Source organism: Vibrio alginolyticus NBRC 15630 = ATCC 17749 (assembly GCF_000354175.2).
GTDB lineage: Bacteria > Pseudomonadota > Gammaproteobacteria > Enterobacterales > Vibrionaceae > Vibrio > Vibrio alginolyticus.
This window is the reverse complement of sequence record NC_022359.1, coordinates 544,752-566,826: the sequence shown is the minus strand read 5'-3', so window position 1 is coordinate 566,826 and position 22,075 is coordinate 544,752. Positions and strand designations below refer to the sequence as shown.

Below are 22,075 nucleotides of genomic sequence, written 5' to 3'. Positions count from 1 at the left end.
TTTTCGATTGCTAATTATACAAGCAAGCACTATTATCTCGCGCAAATACCCCCGCAACACAAGAATTCAGTTGGCACTCTATAAAAGAGCGCTAAGGGTTTTTACGTCTTAAATTTTTTGGAGAGATACGCAAATGTCTGCTTCGTTTCCATTAGCGAAACTTACCTTTTTAATCGCTATATTGACTGCCGTGGGTCAAATGACCCAGACAATGTACGTGCCTTCAATCGGTCATATGGCGGGCGAGTTTTTGGTATCTGCGTCATCACTTCAAGCTGTGATGGCTTGTTACCTAATCCCATATGGCTTGTCGCAATTTGCGTATGGCACACTATCGGACCGCTTGGGACGCAAACCGATCATCATCGTCGGGCTGCTTATCTACATCGTGGGTACACTGGTAGCATTATTTGCACATCAATTTGAATGGTTCTTGATTGGTAGCTTTATCCAAGGCTTAGGTATTGGCTGCGGCGGTGCGATGTCACGCACTCTGACTCGCGATTGCTTTGAAGGCTCTGATCTACACAGAGCAAACAGCTTAATTAGCATGTGTGTGATTTTCTCACCATTAATGGCACCAGTATTAGGCGGTTACCTAACAGAAGCTTTCGGATGGCGGTCGAGCTACTTGTTCTTAGCGCTATTTGCTATCGCGGTTGTGATCACCATGATGACAAGCATGATGGAGACGCTACCAAAAGAGAAACGCAAATTCGAACCAGTAGCCAAAAGCTACAAACACGTTTTGTCTGACCGTCGCTTTCAAGGCTTTTTGATTTGCCTGGTTGCAACATTCGCTGGTGTGGGTGTATTCGAAGCGGCAGCTGGGGTGTTGTTAGGTGGGGTATTAGAATTACCAGCAACAACGGTAAGTTTGCTGTTTATATTGCCGATCCCAGGTTACTTGGTGGGTGCAGGCTTATCTAGCTACATCGCAAGACGTCGCTCTGAGCGTCGTGCTTTAAATGTAGGCTTGGTCTCTATTTTTGTGGGCTCTGCTATTGTGCTCATCCCAGGCTTGTTTGGTTTAACCACTGCATTAACGCTGGTTGGAGGCGCAACCGTGTACTTTTTGGGTGCAGGTATTCTCTTCCCAGCGGCAACAACTGGAGCGATTGCGCCATTCCCATACCATGCAGGAACAGCAGGCGCGACATTGGGTGGCATGCAAAACTTGGGGGCAGGTGTCGCAACTTTGCTCGCGTCACTATTTCCAGCGCATAACCAGATGCCTTTGGGCATTTTGATGATGGCAATGTCGGTAATTGCAATGCTTGGGTTAATGTGGGTGAATCGAGCACACAATCACTCAAACGAAGTACCGCAAGTTATCTGATCATTATCAGCTTACTTTCAAAATCCAAAAGGGACACACTCAACAAGTGTGTCCCTTTTTTCATATCACACTATATCGATTTCCCGATGAGAATGATTTAACTTTCGAATTGATATTTGTTAAAAATAACAGCTGCTTACACAATGTGTTTTCAGCTTCCTTCAAATTGAGTAGCCAACTCGAAAATATTGAGGATTCTCACTTTTTCGGCATACCCCATAACAAAGAATGGACAACTGAAAACCACTAACAAAATGAAAGCCCAGCCCTCAGGATGAGGCCACTTGGGTGTACAATAAGGATAAAATCAGATGCGTTTCACTTTAACTACGTTGACCGTCTCGGTCGCGCTTGTCGCCGGATGCAGCAATCAAGGAACCCCCAGCATGACTCAATACTCCCAAACACAGATCGTTGCTCAACAAACTCAAGCTCCGGTTGCGAAAAAAGTCCCTCACGCGATGACTATTCATGGCGATACCCGCGTTGATAACTACTACTGGATGCGTGACGACGAACGTAAAGACCCTGAAATTTTACAGCACCTAGAGAAAGAAAATCAGTACGCAGAAACCGTTCTAAAGCACACTGAAACATTTCAAGATACGCTATTTGAAGAAATTAAAGGGCGTATCGCAAAAGACGACAACTCAGTACCGGTTCGTAAAGGCAACTACTTCTACTCCAGTGAAGTGACCGGAGATAACGAGTACGAAGTCCATTTGCGAGCTAAAGACTTTGCAGGCAAAGACAAACAAATCATTTTAGATGTCAATGAACTAGCAAAAGAACATGAATTTTTCAGTATCGGCGGCCTATACGTTAGTCCGAATGAAAACTTATTGGCGTATGGCGAAGACACATTAAGCCGCCGCGTGTACACCCTTAAGATCAAAGACCTGACAACAGGCAATTACCTACAAGATGAAATCGAAGGGGCCTCAAGCGCTGTCGCATGGCAGAACGATAACAACGCCTTTTACTACATCAAAAAAGATCCTCAGACCTTATTGGGCTACCAAGTTTATCGTCATGTATTGGGCACACCACAAAGCAACGATGAGCTGATTTTTGAGGAAACCGACAGCGCCTATTACACCTCACTAAGCAAAAGCAAAGATGGCGAAGATATTTATATCTGGCATTCGAGTACAGAAACCAGTGGGGTCTCTATCATTGATGCGAACAACCCTAAAGCAAAGGCGAAACCGTTCTATCCTCGCGAAGATGGCATTGAATACAGTATTTCTAAGCTAGGCGATTGGTACTACATTTATACTAACTATCAAGCCGTCAACTTCCGTTTGATGAAAGTTCATCAAAATGACATACATGACCGCTCTAAATGGCAAGATGTGATTGCCGCAGACGACAACACTCAACTTGTCGACTTCGAGTTATTCGATGATCACATCGTCTATGAGCAGCGCTCTAACGGCCTAGCAAGCGTCACTGTACGTCAGCTTTCAACAGGAAAAGAATTCCCCCTCACATTTAATGACGATGCGTTTGCTGCCTATTTGACAGGTAACCTAGAGCTGGATAACGAGAAAGTTCGTATTTATTACAGCAGTTTAACCACTCCAGGAACCTACTACGATTTCGATCTAACAACGGGCGGGTCAGAAATCATGAAGCAAACACCTGTACTTGGTGATTTTAATCCTGACAATTACCAATCAGAACGCATCATGGTCACAGCCCGTGACGGTAAAGAAGTACCCGTTTCTTTGGTGTATCGTAAAGACTTATTTAAGAAAGATGGTACGAATCCACTCTACCAATATGGTTATGGGTCTTATGGCGCAACCATTGAGCCAACTTTCCGCTCGACACGTTTGAGTCTATTGGATCGCGGCTTTGTTTACGCCATTGCTCATATTCGTGGATCTGAAATGCTTGGCCGCCCTTGGTATGAAGACGGTAAAAAACTAACCAAGCAAAACACATTCAACGACTTTATTGATGTGACTAAAGGTTTGGTTGAACAAGGCTACGGCGCGAAAGATAAAGTCTTCGCTGTTGGTGGCTCTGCAGGAGGTCTCTTAATGGGGGCTATCATCAACCAAGCACCAGAACTGTACCGCGGTATCGGTGCACATGTTCCGTTTGTGGACGTGGTAACCACCATGCTCGATGAATCGATTCCATTGACCACCAATGAGTATGATGAATGGGGTAACCCAAATAACAAAACATACTATGACTATATGTTGAGTTACTCGCCTTACGACAACATCAAGGCGCAAAACTACCCGAACATGTTGGTAACGACTGGCTTGCACGACTCTCAAGTACAGTACTTTGAACCAATGAAGTGGGTCGCCAAACTTCGTGAAATGAAGACAGACGATAACGTCTTGTTGTTCAAAACCGATATGGAAGCCGGACACGGCGGCGCATCTGGTCGATTTAAGCGCTTAAAAGAAGATGCGCTAGAGTATGCCTTCTTCCTCGATTTACTCGATAAAAAATAAGCGTATTAATAGAACTGCATCTCTTCTAACAACAAAAATGCCCGCAAGTTGCGGGCATTTTTTATAGACGCACTCTCTAAACAAAGAGTGGGGTTACCTAAGCACAGAATGACTAGCGTCTCTTATAGCCAAAGGATAGCAGAAAGAAAAACGCCTACTCACAACGAGTAGGCGTTAACACAATAAATGTGTTTAGGCAGTAGAAACTGGCCTATTTATTAGAAGTAGTAACGAGCACCTAGAGTCCAGTAGTCGTTCTCTTCATTGTTGTAGTCGTTACCTAGGTCAAACTGGTAACCAGCGAAAGTAACGAATGCAGGAGTTACTGCGTACTCTGCTTGTAGCGCAGTTTCGCTTGAAACTGTCTTGTTGTCTTTGTCGTCTTCTACACCTTCGTAGTTAACGCTGAACGTCCAATTGTTGACTCCGTACGCTAGTAGGCCCTCAATCTGAGTAGTTTCTTCACGCATCTCGTAGAAGTATTCGTTCATGCCGTATACAACAGCTGCGTACAGACCAGAGCCATACTCACCGTAATTTACAGAAACAAGGTGTGATTCAGCAGTTTTAGTACCTAGACCAGAATTCTCAACATCACCGCCGCTGTATACGTAGCCTAGACCAAAGCCCGCAACAGAGCCGCTCAGTGCGATTTGACCACGTTGGTCATACTTGCTGCCTTTAGAAACGTATTCTGGAAGACCTGTGTTAGGGTTTTGTTGTAATGATAGGCCTCTATCATCATTTTCACCTTGCCAACCAAGACCTAGGTTGAAAGCAAAACCTTCGCCAAACTCAAAGCTTTTACGGTAGCTGATCATTTTTTCAGCACGACCAGTACCTAGATTGTTGTGATTGTCGTACAAAAAGTCGTTCGCGAACGCGATTGGTAGATCCGCAACGCCAGCGACATCGTAGTACGGAGACCACTGTGTACCTCCCACTAAACGGCCAAACTGCTGGTGGGTCGCGCCGATGTAGCCCAAACGAGTTGAAAACGACTGGCTACCACCATTTAGGTAGTTAAGTGCCCATTCGCCTTTAGCGTCGATAGTGATACCGTTGCCAATGTCTTTCTTGCCCGCAACATTGATACGTGGAGACACTTGGTGAACTTTTACTTCTTCTTCGAAATACTCACCCACGCCAACTGAAACGTGACCGCCGATCGATAAAGATGTACCATCGCTGTTGTAAACTTCTGCTGCGAAGGCCTGTGAACCACATGCTAGTGCCGCCACTGCAACGGCTAGAGTTTTCATTTTCATTGTTAACATCCGTATAGTTGTTTGTACCGGTTCGCTTAGAAACAGATTAAATCCGAATCAATCGCAACGAACACATAACAAAGTAGTAATGAAATAGAAATGAAACAAACACTTTCTTATGCAACCAGTGGTATCAATGCTCACATTTTGAGCTTAATCACAAAAAAATAGGGAACTTTTCACTCCCCATCATAAAATCTGTGGCTTTTTACGTGTCACATCTCCCAACGTGCGAGTGGCTTCTCAGTTTTGATACCGTTACTGCCCCAGCGGTCAATAACATCAATTTGCAGTATGCGGCTCGGTTTAATAAGCGATGTCAAGGTTTTCGACGGTCGTTTATCCGTCACTAACCATAGCGTTTTATCTTGTTCAAACTGAGCTTTTAAAGATAATTTGTCTTCTTCTGTCCACTCAAGTTCCGGCTTAAATTCGCGCCCAACCACAAACAATTGGTTGCCAGAGGCAAAGTCCTCTAATGACTCACTCATCAGTACCACTGAATCGATGCCTTTATCGAAGATCTCTGCCTGTTGTTGGTTGATCAGTTCACGCACATTGAGCATAAGAGCCTGTTGATTCGTTTGAATCGCCTTTTGGTGTTCAGGATATACACGTTGTAGATCCTCTCCAACAATGCCCGCCATTCGGATTAAGTTTGTAGGGTTCAGCCATGCGTACTTCGATGTTGACCCGTTTTCCAATGTCAGAACTGCAACTCCTTGAGCTCTAGGAGAAATGGCCTGCGATGCATCGATTTCAATCAAGTGAATGTTGCCCTGTCGAGCGTAAACATAAGTCGGGTCTTGTTTCCAAATCGCACCAAGAGTAATAGCAACCGTCGCGGCTTGACCCGCTTGCTTAACTTGCTCTGTACCTTTATTTGCGAACCAGTTCTCAAGACGCTCAACGCCGTAACGCTTTGGAGGCAGATACTGAGTCTCTATCCCTGTACCTTTCATGAGTTGCTCAGACAACATGTACGTGACGGGAGTGCTGGTTAAAATGTCTTTGGCGCTTGCCAACGATGGAAGTGTTGTCGCTATAACCAAACCAAAAGTTATCGCTAATTTTTTTATCTTCATGTTCATTACTTTATAAAAAGGGTTACGCTTTTTGGATAATTCGGTAAACCGTTGCTGTTAGGAAAAATGCCGCAGAAACAATGATGATGGATGCGCCTGATGGCACTGGTAGCTCAAGCTCCATCGGCAGTATGGTTCCTATTAAACACGCAATGGTTGCCAATAAAGAAGAAAGGAGAACAAAACTGCCCATGCGTTTAGTCAATAACCTAGCCGTTGCACCAGGAATCAGCAGCAATGCACCAACCAATACCGCGCCAATAATCTTTACCGCGGCGATGGTGACCAAGGTGATCATCATGACAAATAAGTAATCATAAAAGCTGGTATTAAAGCCGCGTACACGTGCAATATCCGGGCTGATACAAGTTAGCAAAATGCGGTTAAACGTTGGAATAAGAAGCAGTAATATGATCAAACAACTGATCGCTAAAATAAGGATATCGTTGTCCGTCACAGTCAAGATCGAGCCAAACAACACGTTCTCCAACATGTGAATGTTGATCTTACGAGCAACGTACATTAACAGCGCAGCACCAACCGCTAACGCTAATGCAAGAAAAACCCCAACCAGTGTGTCGTAAGGTACATTCGTACGATTACGAACAAAGTGAAGCAACAGCGCAAAAATCATACAAAAGCTAAACAATCCGATGATCGGATTCTCTGGCGGCTCACCGAGCAACACACCAATCGCGATTCCGGTAAGCGCAGCATGCCCAACCGCTTCAGAGAAAAAAGCCAGTCGCTTGGCGATGACTAATGTACCAAGACCACCAAGTAATGGTCCTAATATCAGCGCTGCCACAATTGCGTTTACCATGAAGGCATAAGAAAAGCTATCGCTTAACCATCCAGCTTCAACGCCGCTAACCGCTAACTCTCGCAACCAATCCATTATGCAGCCTCCACTTTTGCTGTGTAGTGCTTGAATAATGTTTCTATACGATCAGGGCTTAGCACATCTGAATGGTGACCTGACGCCACAATTTGACGATTTACGACATGGACCTGCGCATCTAAACGGCGCACGGCGGTCACGTCATGATGTACTGCCACCACCGTTTTGCCTTCTCCAACAACTTCATGAATCAAACCTTCAAGATATCGAACACCTTGCTCATCCATGCCAGTTGTAGGTTCGTCTAAAACCAATAAATTGGGCTCATCCAGTAAAGCTTGCGCAAACAAAACACGCTGTTGCTCACCGCCAGAGAGTTGCCCCATACGACGGTCGCTACGCGTTGCCATACCCACGCGATCCAGCTGGGCCAGGGCATGTTGAGTTTGTTTCGTTTTACGTCGCCAAAATAGAGGGATACGAGTTTGGTTAAGCAGTACAAAATCCATCACGGTTAACGGGAGGCTTGCTTCAAACATCGCTTTTTGTGGCACATACCCTATCTTCCCCGATGCAGCTGATGGTTCTGGCCAATTGAGCGCTATGTTTCCCGAAAATGGCGTGAGTCCAAGTACCGAACGAAGCAAAGAGGTTTTACCACCGCCGTTCGGTCCCATAATAACGTGACATTTCGCGTTCTCGAATTCGGCGCTGATGTTCTGCAAAATGATATTGTCGGCGTATTTTAGGCCCACGTTACTTAAGGAAACGGAAGGTCCAGTCATCACGCCTTTTCCCCTGCTCGCTTACTCGCCACAAATTTCATGGCTTCGATTAGTGTTTCCACATTATCTCGCATCTCAACCTCGACTTTATCAGCCTCATACTCACCGTGAGTCATGTGAGAAAAGCGATAAAGCTGCACCCCGGTCGCCTCTTCGATGGTATCAACAAAGCGATTCGGCATATTGAGCTCATAAAACAGAACATCAATGCCCGATTCACGAATTTTCTCTATCGTTTCCTGTAGCTGACTTGCACTTGGTTCTACACCATGAGCAGGCTCAATGACAGCGGCAACGTCAACACCAAACTCCTGAAGGATATATCCGTAAGCATTGTGGGTTGTCGCCACCTTCATACCAGCCGTGTCCAACTCACCAAGAGACAACATTGCATCACGCTTCATCAGGCGAAATGTTTTCGCGTATTTACGAGCATTTTGGCGATAGAACGTAGCATTGTCTGGGTCCAATTGGCTTAGCTCACTCGCGATGGTGTAAACCTTTTGAATGGTTGTTGATAGACCGACAAAGGTGTGAGGGTTCACTGCTCCTTGACCAACAGACTGCCCCATAGCGGGCAATAAAGGCACTTCTTTGTTCGCTTCGATAACCACGAGATCATCACGCTGAGAAGCCTTGATCACTTTCAGTGCAAAATCGTCATGACCAATACCATTGATCACTATTACGTCCATTTCATTTAAGCGCTTAAGATCATTAGGTTGTGGCAAATAGTTGTGAGGATTAAAACCAGCATCAACCAAAGGAACGATGTCCGCCTTCTCACCAACAACGGCTTTAACATAGCTGTAATAAGGTTGAAGCGTAATACCAATACTGAGTTTATCGGCAGCAAAGCCAGTAGAAGACACCGTCAATAACGCGGTGGCTGTAAGAATACGACGTAAAAGAGAGCGTTTGATCATAGTACTTATCAATTATGTTGTCTTAATGGGCGTGAGAATGAGAGGAAGAGTCTGACAGAACGATTTGTTTCCACCCGAAATCGTGGCGTTTAGCTAGATCGCTTAGTCCCTCCACATTTAACGAACGGCTAGAATCATTAAACCAAATATCAGCTTGAGAACTGCGGCTATCCAACAGCATGGAAGCAGAGCCTTGGGCACTGGTCTTCACGCCAATGTAGACACCGTCATCAATTCGTTGCCACTGATGAGAACCTTTACGCTTCCAGTTTTGGTCTTTCACGAACGGAGCAATCCAAAGCACCTCCATATCAGAGATCTCAGGCCAAGTTCCGGTATCTAACTGCAAATCACGAATCTCTTCATGAGCGAGCTTAAGCTCAGCGATCAACCCCAACTCATTTTGATGTAAATCCGTGATTAACACTTGATGAGACTGCATGTCTGGCTTTTCAGTCGCGACCTGATGGTAGGGCATAAGTATGGCTGCTGAACTGAGAATTGCTGCGATTGTCAGTGCGACCCACTTTCCTTCTCGGTTACCATCATCAGGGCGAACTTTCTGTACACTCATTTCTCTTTCAGCTCAACGATATCCACTTCCACCGGGCTTTCATGTCCGGCATCAAATACCAAATAGAAATCTGTTTCAGGGTGAGTAAATTCTGCGATGGAACGCTTATCTGTTTTTTCTTTGGCGATCAGATTGTCGTCGTAATCGTACATTTCGACATCGTAGTCGACCGCTGTCGATCCATCCGAGTAGCCCGCTTCACAAATCACTTTATCTTGCGCCAAGTGACAGCTCATCAGAGGAAAATGTGCAGCAGCGTGAAAGGACGCAAATCCAGAAAAAAGCAAAACCGCTTTTAGAAGAGAAGTGTTATTCATGATAATTCCAAAATGGCCCAGCAATTGCTGAGCCTAATTCGATTAGTTAAGTTGAGTTTCAAACGTAAGATGAACATTGGCACTCGCTTTATCCGCCAATGGATTATCTTTTAATTCACCTTTGTAGTTCGCTTTCATTAAGTAGCGCCCGGCGACTTCTGGCGTGAAGATCACTTTGCCATCTTTATCGCTCACCACATCGATTTGTTCTTGATGGTTTCGGTACATGGTACCTTCACGTGTAATCTCAGCAGTAACGCCCTCTTGTGGCTCTCCGTTAAAGAAAAACTGGAAAGTCACAGGCTCACCTTCAATGATGTCCGATGGATGCGTGATCGGTTTCATCTCCAGCATTTTGCCTTCAATCTCCAACGCTTTGTCCGTTGGCATACCAACCGTAATGTAGCTTTCTGCTCGGGTGTAACTTAGTTGAGTAACCACATCACGCGCTTGCTCAGGAAGCACGTCACCACGCTCAGCTTTGTTTGCTCGCGCCCATTTCACCGTATCACGACGGCCCGCTTTGTATTGTGTGTAGTAGCTCGGCTGATTATTAATCGCGACTTTGTGCGTGCCTTCTTCTGTAAAAAAGAAATCAAACATAGAGCGACGCTTGCCACGAACAACAAAGTTAGGACGCTCAGAGCGGCCATCCGGCATCACCACAAATGCCTGATCACTACCCGCAGGCTTATCAAAAACAAACGTTCCGTGAGAGGCAGTAACATCAAATGTCAGCCAGTCACCGCCTTCTTTAGAAACCGTAAAGTGAGAGGGCAGAACCCAACGTGGATGTGCTTGTGCGGTGGTGGTTACAGCCAATCCCATTGCCATTACACTCGCCAATGCCACTGCTTTCATTTTGGTTTTCATTGTTGTGTCCTTTAATCACTTAACTTGATAATTGACGGTGATGACACCCGTCTCTTGTGTTGGTTTAAGCTCATAGCGCACGTCACTGTCCGCTAGCGTTATTTTTTGACGTAAGTAGTTTCGCCCACCGTGTTCACGAACGACCTCGACGTACAACGTGTAATTTCCTTGTTCCAAACGCTCCCCTGCGTCATTGGTTCCATCCCAGACAAAGCGGTATTGACCAGCAGGACGTGTTGCAGAAGTCACCGCATCAACAAGTTCACGATCATAACGACCCGCTTTTCTCCACCAGCTGCGTAGATCTTTTAACCATTCGTCTTTCCCTACCCATAACTGAATGGTTTTAACCGGTTTACGCTGATCGTTTTCAACCCAAACCGCCACATAAGGGCGTGCATACATTGAGGTATCTATCTTTGGAAGTTCGAGTTCGAAGTCGACCTTCGCGTTATCTGGTAGAGGCGCCGCGGAAAGAGAGAAAGGAGTAAAAGCCGCGATCAAAGCGGCTTTACAAAAGTGATTACGGCGGAAAAACCTTCCTGTGTTCAACATAAGTGTTCTCTAAAAAAGCTGTTATGGAACAGCAACAAAATAAATTACGAGCGACAGTAACGTACCAAAGCTCATCCATTGCATTGACGTTCTGAGCGTCTTCTTCTTAGGCAGTAACAAGCACACGCCTGTAAGAACAAAAAACACCATCAAAAGCGCAGTGACGTCGATAAACCACTTCCAAATCCCGCCACTGTTGCGTCCTTTATGTAGATCGTTCAGCAGCGCAACAATACCGTAGTGCGTCGTTTCAACATCAGCCGCACCAGTAGTCATATCAATAAAGACCGTAGCGTTATAACCCGGGCCTTTAAAATCCATAGAAAGCTCTCCGAGTAACAACTCACCTTGCTCAACTTCGGTATACACATCTAGTGCGGAAGGAGTGCCGCGAAGCTCGGTTTCTTTAGTCAAGAAAGCCACCAGTTCTTCACGATTAGGTTGAAAGGTATCTGAATGTGAGAATAGAACTGAGTGCGGAACCGTCAGAGTATGTTGTTGAATGATAGGTTCACTGCGTTCAAACAATTCGGGGCGATTGAGGGTAATACCAGTTACTGCAAAAAACAGCGTAACTAAGAGAAGAGCCATCGAAATATAGATATGTAGGCGGCGAGCCCAAGTTTGAACACCTTTGCTTTTAAGCAACATAGAAACAATCATCACCAATAAATGTGGGGCATAATTTAGGTGATAATCATTCGTATTGGCATTTAATTTACATTGTTTACTTTAAACAAAAAATACCCGAGACTGAGCTCGGGTATTTAATAAAAATGTTCGCTATGAGTTCTGCGTCGATTCTACTTTGCGTAGCTGAGATAGATACTTAACCCAACTTTTTGCCTGATTAGACGGCTTAATCTCATTCGCTCTTTTGGCGTTAGCGAGCGCATCGTCAAACCGCTTAAGTTTGTAGTAAGCGCGAGTTTTGATAAGTGCAACATCCGCTTTACGACCTCTGACATTATCGAGCGCGGCAATGGCATCTTTATAATGGCCTTCTTGCACCAACAGTTGAGAATAGTTCCAGTAATACTGCCTATCTAGCTGAGCTGCAATACGCCAGCTATCAATAGATTCTTCCCACTCTTTTGCCATTTGCCAATACGTTGCTTGCTGAGCTTTTAGCTTACTATTCGAGTTTACATCCTCTAGCTCGTTCATCACCAACGCAGCTCTCTCAGGAATACCTCGTTTCGCGTACAATTGTGCCAGCAGCTTTAAGTCATCTTGGCTAAGTTGTAACCCTTTCAGTTTTGCCAACGCCAAAGAGTCTAGGGCACGTTTGTTGTCATCAACCCGTAGATATAGAGCAACAAGCTGACGCCACCATTCAATTCGCTCAGGTTCAATCACGATTAAGCGTTTGATGGTCGAGATTGCCGGCTTCCACTTTTTCAGTTCTAGCTCAGCAGAAAGCTTTATCGACAATGCGCCAAGCTTGTCTGGCTGACCAAACTTCTCATAACGAGCCATTGCTGAAAGCACTTTTTGCCACTGACTCAGTTGATAATGAGATTGGGAAATACGTAGCCATAGCTCATGCGCTTTTTGACCTTTAGGAATGTTTTTGCTCAAGGCATAGTAATGAGGTAACGCCTTAGAAAAACGTTGCTCGTTCAGCAGTATATCAGCCAACATTTTTCGGGTTTGCCATGATTGCTCATCTTGTAGCAAACCACTATTGACTGCCAACTCAAGTTGCTTAATCGCCGCTTGAGTTTGCTCATTCTGCCAGTAAAAAATACCCAACATTCGAGCGACATAAGCTTGGTCATATCCACGAGAAAGCTCCATAGCTTCAAGAGATGAAATCGCTTCTTTCAGTTTCTCTTCTTGAGCCAAGTTGTATGCTCGTTGAACTCTCGCTGCGGTGTATTGGCTTAACTCACTGGCAATGGTTGAGAGTGCACTCAGGCTTAATACCGTACCGATTAAGAATTTTTTCATCATTTGGCTAACTTGAACTCCACTTTAGCGGTTTGTCCGAACTGCTCAATTGACACACCATCCTCAACTTTTGGCTGATACTTCCATTTTTTAAGCGCACGGATTGCTTCTCTTTCAAACATGCGCTCGGGCTCAGCCTCGATCACTTCAATATCTTTTGGTCGTCCAGTTGCATCGATCGTGAAACGCATAATGACATAACCTTCCACTCTACGTTTCAGCGCCTTACTTGGATAGCGAGGATCAACACGATACAACGGCAGTGCTTGCTGGTTGCCCATTGTTCCCTTCAAGTTTGGGGCGCTAATCGCGATGCCTTCAAGGGCTGTGTTTAAACCTAAAGCACTGACTGGCGTCATCTGACTCATTGGTTCCATTTGAGTGTCAGATTGAGACAGATCCATTGGCTCCGGCGCTTGAGGTGGTTCTGGTTGCTCCGGCACTGAACGTTGACGACGCTGCACGTCTGCTTCATTCTCTACCATCACCATATCAAAACGAACGGCTTCTGAAGCTTCTGGTGCACGCTGGTTGCCTTTATCAACCATCCACGCCATAAAGCTAAACAAGCTCACAGAAATTAACAGTGATGCTGGTAGTGCAAGTAACAGCCTGCCCATTAAGGTTTCTCCGCCGCCAATGCAATGTTCTTCACACCCGCCGCCTTTGCAGCGTCCATCACTTTCACGACAGTGCCATTGTAAGCATGCTCGTCAGCTTGGATAACTAACGAAGCATCAGGTTGATCAAGTAACAGGTGCTCAATAGAGGCCTCAACACGCTCAATATCAACCACTCGTTTGTCAATGTACACATCATTCGCTGCCGTTACTGCGATAAAAATGCCCGCGTCTTTTTGACTTACTACATTAGAAGCCTGGGGGCGATTCACTTCTACACCGGATTCACGTACAAACGAACTGGTCACAATGAAGAAGATCAACATGATGAAGACGATATCAAGCATCGAGGTTAAATCGACTTGAGCTTCATCTTGTTGGTTAGGTCTGCGTCCGAGTCTCACTTTTGACTCCTTAAAGATTGTTCTAACTGGATAGCTTTTCGTTCACACACTTTGCTAAGGCGAGCATGAATAAACATGCCCGCAAGCGCTGCTACCATACCTGCCATGGTTGGCAGCGTAGCAAGTGAGATACCAGAAGCCATCAATTTCGGATTGCTGCTGCCTTGCGATGCCATTACGTCAAACACCGTAATCATGCCTGTCACCGTCCCTAACAACCCTAGCATTGGGCAAACCGCCACAAGTAGCTTAATAGTCGATAGGTTTTGGCGTAGTTCGATTTGCGCTTTTGCAATCCATCCTTCACGGATTTGATGCGCGTACCAAGAGTGGTGCTCTGATCTTGCGTGCCACTGCTCACAAAGCTGTTTTTTTACCCCAGGGAAAACCGTTGTGAGATAAATAACTCGCTCCATAACCAACAGCCAGCACACCGCCACGACGGCGGCCAGCCACCATAGGATTTGACCACCTTGCTGCATAAAGCTCATCAAGGTTGTGGCCCAATCCTCACTGATCAAACCCAATGTGCTGAGTAGGATCTGCTCCATTACGCTGCGTTCTCCGCTAAGGTGTTAGAGTGACTTTTGTTATTCGGCATATCACGCTCAGCTTGTTCTGCAACTAAACCGATGCCTTGTTTTTCTAAGATACTGCGAATATTTTCTGCTTGAGAGCTCAATACGTTGTGCGCTAATAGCAAAGGCATGGCTGAAACAAGGCCAAGTACGGTAGTCACAAGTGCCATCGAAATGCCACCCGCCATTACTTTCGGATCACCATTACCAAATTGAGTGATGACTTGGAAGGTTTCGATCATACCCGTTACCGTGCCTAGTAGGCCAAGCATAGGAGCTAGAGCAGCAAGAAGCTTAAGCATCGACAACCCTTTTTCTAGGTGGGTTTGCTCATCAACAACGGCTTCCAAAAGACGTAGTTCTAACGCTTCTACGCTGCGATGCTTGTCTTTCTGGTATACCGCAAGCACGCGACCCAAAGGGTTGTTTCCTGGCTGCGCTGGGGTTTTCAGTTGCTTCATGATTTTCTGGCGCGAAATCATCAAAGATGCACCACGTACGAGCGCAATCAATAGGCCGATAGCCAATAAACCAAGGATGATTTTGCCGACAACGCCACCCGCATTTAGGCGATCAGCCAAAGTCGGTGAGTTTGCGAGCTGCTCAAGAAGAATGCCACGTGACGGATCTATGACAAGCGCATCAATGTCACCAGAGGAAATAGTATTCGCTGTTGGACCGCTTTCAGGCTGACGAAGATAGTTTACCGCATCTCCGCGTTGACCATTCCACTTAACGTAGCCAGTGTCATCCAGCAGCGCCATAGAACCAAGACGAACACCACTAACCGTTTGTTCACGACCCTCGCCATTTAGCAGTGTGAAAGAGACGTTTGCCATTTCACCGCTTGCTTTGATTTGTTCTTCCATGCTGCGCCACATCGCCTGAAGTTGGGTCAACGTTGGCAGTGATTTAGCCGCAACAATAGCATCGATATCTTTCTGATATGAGTTTGCATCTACACCGGTTACTGAGCTTTTTAGCTCAGACTCTAGCTCTTTTGCGTTCTGGCGAACGACGCCAAATAACTCACCTAGGCTCCCGGTTTCTAGACGCAACTTTTCTTCTAGCTGTGCCAGTTCTGCTTCATTTTCACCGAAGGTAATACTTAATGAGTCCGCCTCTGCTTGAAGAGCAGCACGCTCTGCCACCAATTTATTCTTTATAGCCTGTAGGTCTTGCTCTGTTTGCTTAAAACCTGATTCACGCGCGACATTGTGCGATTGCTGTTGACGATTTTCTTGCTGCGCCTTTTGTAACAACGCATCACTAGCAAAAGTTGTATAAGGCATTAATGCGGCTGTCGAGATTAATGCAACCGATAACCATTTTTTCATCATTTATTTGCCCTCCGCAGCGGTTAACGACACTGGCAGAGTTAACATACTCGGCGCGATCTGTTTATTCGCCATAGCGAACGCTTTGTCTAGCTCTGATTTTTGCTCAGAACCCACTTGTTGCCATGCTTGTTGTTGCTGTGACCAGCTCCAAAATGTGTCACCAGATAAGCTACGCGCTACCAAAGACAAACGGCCTAAATAGAGAATGTCCGCCTCCACAGCTTCATTGTCACCCAGGTTAATCTTGCCTTGGTAAACGCCAAGCTTGGTGCCGTAATCCATTTCAATTTGGTACGCTTCTAAAATACGACGAAACTTCTCTGCATCCGCAACGTCTGCACGCGTCACCATGGAATCCAGCTTTGCAATTCGCTCCTCACGTTGCGCTTTGCGTATAGGCTTGTCGTTAGCGACGAGCACTTTTAAGCCCTCAAGCATGTGATACATTAAAGGCACGACACCTTGACGAGTTTGAGCAATCTGTTCAATTTGCTCGTTCAAGCTATCAACTTCTTGATTTTGGCTCTCAACAAGGCTTGCAAGATGATCGCGATAAATCTTCAAGTTACCGACTTCTTCTTGCAGCTGCTCAATTTCAGCTTCTAGAGTAAGTGATTTTTCTGCGCTTGCATCAATACGTTTTTGGCTTACCGCCGACGACTGGTTTGTTTTACTCTGCACAGCTTGTGCATCGTTTAAGTTCGCCGCGTGAGCGGGAATCAAAACCGATGATATCAACAGAGCGATACTTGATTTCATTAGATTCATACGAGTTATATTTCTGTGTTCCAAAAACGACCAAAGGGGAAGACTACCCTTCCCCTTTAATAATCAAATTGTTATCAGTACTTGAACTGGATTGTTGCCATGTAGTTGCGGCTTTCTCCAACCACAACCCCACTCGCACCTTTTTGCTCGCCATTCGTGCTACCACCACCTGCGAAGTAGTCGGTATCGAATAAATTCTCGACATTGAATCGAGCAATGATATCCAAGTTTTCATCGTACTTATGTTTGTATGACACGCCCATATCAACGCGAGCGTAGCCATCTTTCTTGAAGGTGTTCTTTGCATCACCGTAGCGATCACCTTCATAAATCAAACCAAGGTTTAAGTTAGTGTTGTCTTGAACCTTGTAGCTAGACCATAGACTTGCCGAGAACTCTGGCACGTCTACAGGGCGGTTACCTTCATATCTTTCTGCCTTCTTAAGCTCTGCATCCAAATACATTGCAGAAGCGGTTAGCGACAACTCTGGGGTCACAAAACCTTGAGCCATTAACTCAGCACCTTTGTGAACTTGCTCACCACCTTGCGTTTTCTTGTGTAGGAGATTGCCGCCCGCGTCTTTGCCGCTTTCAACATCCAGCGAGATGTTCTCTAACGTGATATCAAACACTGCACCAGATACAAATAAGCGCTGATCAAACAGTTCCCACTTAGTTCCGATCTCGTAAGAGATACCACGCTCTGCGTCTAGCTTCTCACCATCATTGATATACTTTTTGCCACGACCACTGCTGACTTCACCTTGCGGCATAAAGCTTTCAGAGTACTGAACGTAAACCGAGCCATTCGTCGCTGGGTGGAAAATTACACCAAATTTTGGAGAAACCTGGTTTTCGGTCAGGTCATCATCACGCTTTTCGTCATAACGAACACCTGCAAGCACTTGCCAGTAATCATTAATCGTCATCATATTTTGCGCGTAGATACCCCAAGTATCGTGCTCGCTTGTGGACTGTTTAACTTTCCCAGAGTAGCCAGGACGAGGCACTGTCTGACCGGCTTCTATACTTATAGGGTTGTAATACTTTTGGAAACGGTCATAGGTATACTCTAGATAGTTCGCACCTACCAAAAACGTGTTATCTGTACCAAACAGAGAAAAGTCCGTCGTCACATCTATATATGCAGTATCAAACACCCAATTATCTTTGCGTTCGTTACCAGAATGGTCGATCTTAGTATCTTGGTCATAAGTTTCGAAACCTGGGTAAGACTCCACATCAAAACGCTTAAAGTCTTGACGGTTGTAACCTGCTTTTACGTTCACGTTATCCGTGACTTGCGCATTAATATCGACACCGTAGTTTTCTACTTCGTTATCAATTTCAGACCACTGCGCATCCCAAATGTACTTATCACCGCGAACCGCTTTGCCATCAACAATGTATGCGCCAGAGTCCACGCTACCGTCGTCTTTCGTGCGATCGTAATGAGCCGATACCATAAAGTTGTCTGTGATATCGTACTCAACCACTAGGCCAGCTACCGTACGATCTGTTTTAGGCTCAGTGCCATCACCGTACCTGCGCCAAGAGCCGTAGCTTTCTTTGGCAAAAATTGCGCGCGCTCGCAGTGTCTCTGCATCATTTAGCGCGCCACTCACATCAAGCACAGTGCGTGAGTGATCATTCGAACCTAGATCTTGACTCAAACTTGCTTGTGTTTGAGTTGTTGGTTTTTTCGAAACCATGTTTACCAAACCACCCGGCTCAGATTTACCGTATAGCAGACCTGATGGACCTTTAAGCACTTCAACACGCTCTAAAAGCTCAATTGGCTGACGGTAGTGTGACCAGTGTTGACGACCATCACGAAGAAAACCGTCTGAACTGCTAAGTTCAAAACCACGTAGAGAGAAACGTTCGCGGTTACGGCTTGTACCACCCGCGCTAACACTTGCATCGTTACGTAGCACTTCACCAAGTGTACTTGCACGCTGCTCATCAATTACCGCTTCATCGATAACCGCTACTTGTCCCGGCGTTTCCAGCTGCGTCATTTCCATGCGCATTGCTGTACTGTTTGTATCTGCCTTGTAGCCGAACTCTCGACCTTCTACAACTACATGTTCGTCTGTTTGAACTTCCGCCACTGCAGGTGTTGCTAACACTGCACCGATCACTAACGCCAAATGGCTCTTAGTAAACATATCCTTTCACTCCGATTATTATTTTTCGGGTCACATACTTGTTGAATGCGATTCCCTCTTAATTATTTCGCGGGTGAATATAAGTGATAAGTATTACCATTTGCATTAAATTTACATTCTTTGCATTTGCAAACTTTTGTAAAGTACTCTCTGATGATGCGCCATGATAATGTGACATTAATCACAAAAATTACGACTTAATCATACTTATTGCTTGAACACTAAAGTAACCCTCAAACCGCCTTGCTCACGGTTTTTCGCCGTGACTGCTCCACCCATAATACGCATGGATTCTTTGACAATCGCAAGACCTAAACCGTAGCCACCAAGCTTTTTATCTCTAGAAGCATCTAAGCGTGTAAACGGATCAAAAATATCGACCAGCTTGTTCTCTGGAATACCAGGCCCATCATCAGATACTGACATGGTGGTGAACTGCTGCCCTTCTTTGACATAATTTTCCAGAGAAACTTCTATCTGAGATGCTGGTCCTGAATATTTAATGGCATTACCAATAAGATTGTTCAAACAACGAATGACCAGCGTTTCTTCACAAATGGCTTTAGCACATACAGCTTCTGAGCGGAAAGACAACGTCTGTTCTGACTTCAAATCTATTTTGCAACGTTCTACTTGCGGGGAGAGCAAAACTTCTAAATCACAGCGTTTCGTGGCTTTGTCGAAGCGCGCATTTTCCAAGCGACTGAACTCCAATATATCGCTGATCAAATGGTTTAGCTCTTTTGCTTCATCTTCTAGCCTTGCCACTAGGCTTTGCTCACTTTCTCCAACACGCTTTCGCAAAAGATGCAGAACCAAGTTCTGCCTCGCTAACGGCGTTCTCAATTCGTGAGAGACATCTCTTATAAGCAGTCGCTGCTTTTCAGCGAGAGAATGAATCTGTTGCGTCATGTGATCGAAATCTTGCGCTAACTCGTTAAACTCACGCGTGCTCGACTTCAGCTCTTTCACGACACTGACATTAAAATCGCCATTAGATAGCTTTTTGCTTGCTTCTCTCAATCGATCCAATGGTTGCTGTAAGTTACGTGCCATTAGCAGCGAAAAGAGCGCCAAAATAACCACTGCAATCACGACTTTGAGAATAGAGAAATACAGAATGAAGTCATTTGCAGGGTGCAGTCGATGTGGCAATTGAATCACTAAAGTATTGCCATGAACTAAAGGAATATTGATGATGGGGCGATTCACTTTCCCCTCAAGTTGATCATCAATGCTTCTCTTAAATTGAAGTTTGAACTCGAAGTGCGGATGCATCAGACGGTGCGTAACTGGTTGCTGATGTTCATTCAACACAAATAAATAAAAGTTTTGCGCATTTGCCCAGTCAGCAAGTTCGTCCATGTCTCCGTGCTCAATCAATACATTGGCTTGATGTGCAAGGTCTAGCATTTCTTCTCGCACACTATCGGGCACTTTCAACATGGCTTTCACCAGAGCTTGTTCCGCTAAGGATTGCACGACCAAAATACTAATGACAATTGCGGTCATGCAACTAAATAACTTGAACGCTAAGCTATCTTTACGTTTTGCAATAAAAGGTGGACATCGGAGCTTCATTAACGGTTTACAGCCTCTAAATAACTGTAACCTTTGCCACGGAAGGTTTTGATATGTTGCTTGGAAAGCCCCGCTTCAACTAACTTGCGACGTATGTTACTGATGTGCATATCAAGGTTGCGATCAAAAGGACTCAGCTCTTTCTTTAACACTTCAGTTTGAAGCTCTGCTTTTGAAATCACGACTCCTTGGTTTTTTACCAAGTAGCTCAATAGTTCAGCTTCCGTACTTGTGAGGGGTAAGCTATTAAGCTGGTCGCTGATCGTTTGAACGGTACTACACATCGTCTGACGTTGACGTTCCAAGCCAACACGACGAAGAATCGCTTTGATGCGCATTAGAAGCTCAGCGACATTAAAGGGCTTTCCGATATACTGATCGGCCCCCGCTTGGTAACCATCAAGCATCGAGTTTTCATCGTTGAGAGCGGTAAGCATTAGAATAGGTGTCGCGAAGCGCTGACAGATCCTACGAGCAACTTGCATGCCGTTAAGGTTTGGTAACATGACATCAAGCAATACAAGATCTACAGGCGTTTTTTCCATATATTGCAGCGCACTTTCACCGCAATGCACAGAAGATACGATGTAGCCCTCCTCTTGCAAAACCGCTTCTAACAGCTCACACAAAGGAACGTCATCATCGACTATCAAAACTCGTGACATTACCACTCACCATTCAAATAAAAATGGTTCGCATTTTATTACTCATTTACCAATTAAACAACTACACACTCTAAGGCTTTAAGTCCACAGGACTCAGTCCAAGAAGCAGCAACGTACTATTAGAGTTTAATGTTCACTTGTACTAAAGGTTCCTAACAATATGCACCTAGATATATCTTCATAGAAAAAACGAGTACAATCAGGCAACCGCAAAGCAAAAGATAAAGCGAATGGAAACGTTATTAATTGGTCACCGTGGCGTGGCAGGTTCATACCCTGAGAATACAAAAATAAGCATTCAGGCAGCCATTGACCTGGGGTTGAAGTGGGTGGAAGTGGATATACAGCCTACCAAAGATAATGTTTTAGTGGTTTGCCATGATCATACCGTCAATCGATGCAGCAATGGACAAGGGCGTGTTGATGAGCTCACCCTGGAAGACTTAAAAGCATTAGATTTCGGTAGTTGGTTTAGCACAGACTTTTCAGGCGAGAAGATCGTGACACTAGATGAACTGCTCACTTTAGCTACTGAGAATAAGCTTAACTTGAATATCGAAGTTAAAGTAGACAACCATCCAGCGGAAGAAGTGGCGCAGACTCTCGCCAATGCGTTAACAAAAAGTCCAATGCCGCAAGAGAATGTACTCCTATCGAGCTTTAGTCATGACGTCATTAGAGCGATGCACAAATACTGCAGTGGCTACCGATTGGGTGTGTTAAGTGAATTCTTTACGAGAAAAGATAAACGCCTTTTGGAAGAAGTTAGTGCCTATAGCTGCAACCTAAATATTAACTGGGTTCGTACTCGCCAGATAAACAAACTCCAACAAGCCGGTTACAAAGTGATGTGCTATACGGTGAACAATCCAAATAAACTGAAATACCTGCCTCAGTTAGACGGTATTTTTAGTGATCATCCACAGCGCTTTATGCCATAGCCTATAAGAGCCAG

General features: G+C 45.1%; 22 protein-coding genes. 3 read left to right on the top strand and 19 right to left on the bottom strand.

What is annotated here, in order from left to right:
- The first annotated feature begins 133 nt into the window (after positions 1-133).
- Positions 134-1,339 (top strand): multidrug efflux MFS transporter EmrD, encoded by a 1,206-nt coding sequence (emrD, locus tag N646_RS17890; RefSeq protein ID WP_017635532.1) that lies wholly within the window; start codon positions 134-136, stop codon positions 1,337-1,339.
- 311 nt (positions 1,340-1,650) lie between these two features.
- The gene (locus N646_RS17885) at positions 1,651-3,816 is read left to right on the top strand and encodes a S9 family peptidase (protein ID WP_031777219.1); all 2,166 of its coding nucleotides are present in this window, start codon (positions 1,651-1,653) and stop codon (positions 3,814-3,816) included.
- 218 nt (positions 3,817-4,034) lie between these two features.
- Here N646_RS17885 and N646_RS17880 read toward each other — a convergent pair whose 3' ends face one another.
- The 19 genes from N646_RS17880 to N646_RS17790 form a co-directional block, all read right to left on the bottom strand.
- Positions 4,035-5,084, bottom strand: coding sequence for a porin (locus N646_RS17880; RefSeq protein WP_005374238.1), 1,050 nt, complete (start codon positions 5,082-5,084; stop codon positions 4,035-4,037).
- 215 nt (positions 5,085-5,299) lie between these two features.
- Positions 5,300-6,169 carry a metal ABC transporter substrate-binding protein gene (locus N646_RS17875; RefSeq protein ID WP_005374240.1) on the bottom strand — a complete coding sequence of 290 codons (870 nt, stop codon included), beginning with the start codon at positions 6,167-6,169 and terminating at the stop codon, positions 5,300-5,302.
- 22 nt (positions 6,170-6,191) lie between these two features.
- Complete coding sequence (locus N646_RS17870; protein ID WP_005374244.1) at positions 6,192-7,067, bottom strand: metal ABC transporter permease; 876 nt, start codon at positions 7,065-7,067, stop codon at positions 6,192-6,194.
- Positions 7,067-7,795 (bottom strand): metal ABC transporter ATP-binding protein, encoded by a 729-nt coding sequence (locus tag N646_RS17865; protein WP_005374248.1) that lies wholly within the window; start codon positions 7,793-7,795, stop codon positions 7,067-7,069. The genes N646_RS17870 and N646_RS17865 overlap by 1 nt, the downstream gene beginning before the upstream one ends.
- A complete protein-coding gene (locus N646_RS17860) occupies positions 7,795-8,721 on the bottom strand; it encodes a metal ABC transporter solute-binding protein, Zn/Mn family (protein ID WP_005374249.1) in 927 nt (308 codons plus the stop codon). The genes N646_RS17865 and N646_RS17860 overlap by 1 nt, the downstream gene beginning before the upstream one ends.
- Positions 8,722-8,743: 22 nt before the next feature.
- Entirely contained in the window at positions 8,744-9,295 is a 552-nt protein-coding gene (locus N646_RS17855) for a DUF6162 family protein (protein WP_005374250.1), read from the bottom strand.
- The gene (locus N646_RS17850; RefSeq protein ID WP_005374251.1) at positions 9,292-9,612 is read right to left on the bottom strand and encodes a hypothetical protein; all 321 of its coding nucleotides are present in this window, start codon (positions 9,610-9,612) and stop codon (positions 9,292-9,294) included. The genes N646_RS17855 and N646_RS17850 overlap by 4 nt, the downstream gene beginning before the upstream one ends.
- A gap of 42 nt (positions 9,613-9,654) precedes the next feature.
- Positions 9,655-10,485, bottom strand: a complete 831-nt coding sequence (locus N646_RS17845) for a DUF4198 domain-containing protein (protein ID WP_005374252.1) — start codon at positions 10,483-10,485, stop codon at positions 9,655-9,657.
- Between the two features lie 15 nt (positions 10,486-10,500).
- Positions 10,501-11,040 carry a DUF2271 domain-containing protein gene (locus N646_RS17840; RefSeq protein ID WP_017635538.1) on the bottom strand — a complete coding sequence of 180 codons (540 nt, stop codon included), beginning with the start codon at positions 11,038-11,040 and terminating at the stop codon, positions 10,501-10,503.
- 21 nt (positions 11,041-11,061) lie between these two features.
- Positions 11,062-11,691 (bottom strand): PepSY-associated TM helix domain-containing protein, encoded by a 630-nt coding sequence (locus N646_RS17835; RefSeq protein WP_021035904.1) that lies wholly within the window; start codon positions 11,689-11,691, stop codon positions 11,062-11,064.
- Between the two features lie 132 nt (positions 11,692-11,823).
- Complete coding sequence (locus N646_RS17830) at positions 11,824-12,996, bottom strand: tetratricopeptide repeat protein (RefSeq protein WP_017819710.1); 1,173 nt, start codon at positions 12,994-12,996, stop codon at positions 11,824-11,826.
- Positions 12,993-13,613, bottom strand: a complete 621-nt coding sequence (locus N646_RS17825) for an energy transducer TonB (protein ID WP_017819709.1) — start codon at positions 13,611-13,613, stop codon at positions 12,993-12,995. The genes N646_RS17830 and N646_RS17825 overlap by 4 nt, the downstream gene beginning before the upstream one ends.
- Complete coding sequence (locus tag N646_RS17820; protein ID WP_005374257.1) at positions 13,613-14,017, bottom strand: ExbD/TolR family protein; 405 nt, start codon at positions 14,015-14,017, stop codon at positions 13,613-13,615. The genes N646_RS17825 and N646_RS17820 overlap by 1 nt, the downstream gene beginning before the upstream one ends.
- Positions 14,014-14,568 (bottom strand): MotA/TolQ/ExbB proton channel family protein, encoded by a 555-nt coding sequence (locus N646_RS17815; protein WP_017819708.1) that lies wholly within the window; start codon positions 14,566-14,568, stop codon positions 14,014-14,016. The genes N646_RS17820 and N646_RS17815 overlap by 4 nt, the downstream gene beginning before the upstream one ends.
- Complete coding sequence (locus N646_RS17810) at positions 14,568-15,935, bottom strand: MotA/TolQ/ExbB proton channel family protein (RefSeq protein ID WP_017819707.1); 1,368 nt, start codon at positions 15,933-15,935, stop codon at positions 14,568-14,570. Before N646_RS17810 ends, N646_RS17815 begins: the two co-directional genes overlap by 1 nt.
- Positions 15,936-16,703 (bottom strand): DUF3450 domain-containing protein, encoded by a 768-nt coding sequence (locus N646_RS17805; RefSeq protein WP_017819706.1) that lies wholly within the window; start codon positions 16,701-16,703, stop codon positions 15,936-15,938.
- Between the two features lie 74 nt (positions 16,704-16,777).
- Entirely contained in the window at positions 16,778-18,874 is a 2,097-nt protein-coding gene (locus tag N646_RS17800) for a TonB-dependent siderophore receptor (RefSeq protein WP_017819705.1), read from the bottom strand.
- A 207-nt stretch (positions 18,875-19,081) separates the two neighbouring features.
- The gene (locus N646_RS17795; protein ID WP_017819704.1) at positions 19,082-20,455 is read right to left on the bottom strand and encodes a sensor histidine kinase; all 1,374 of its coding nucleotides are present in this window, start codon (positions 20,453-20,455) and stop codon (positions 19,082-19,084) included.
- A complete protein-coding gene (locus N646_RS17790) occupies positions 20,455-21,120 on the bottom strand; it encodes a response regulator transcription factor (protein WP_005386018.1) in 666 nt (221 codons plus the stop codon). The genes N646_RS17795 and N646_RS17790 overlap by 1 nt, the downstream gene beginning before the upstream one ends.
- A 230-nt stretch (positions 21,121-21,350) precedes the next feature.
- Here N646_RS17790 and N646_RS17785 point away from each other — a divergent pair, with 230 nt between their 5' ends.
- Positions 21,351-22,061, top strand: a complete 711-nt coding sequence (locus N646_RS17785) for a glycerophosphodiester phosphodiesterase family protein (protein ID WP_017819703.1) — start codon at positions 21,351-21,353, stop codon at positions 22,059-22,061.
- Positions 22,062-22,075: the final 14 nt, after the last annotated feature.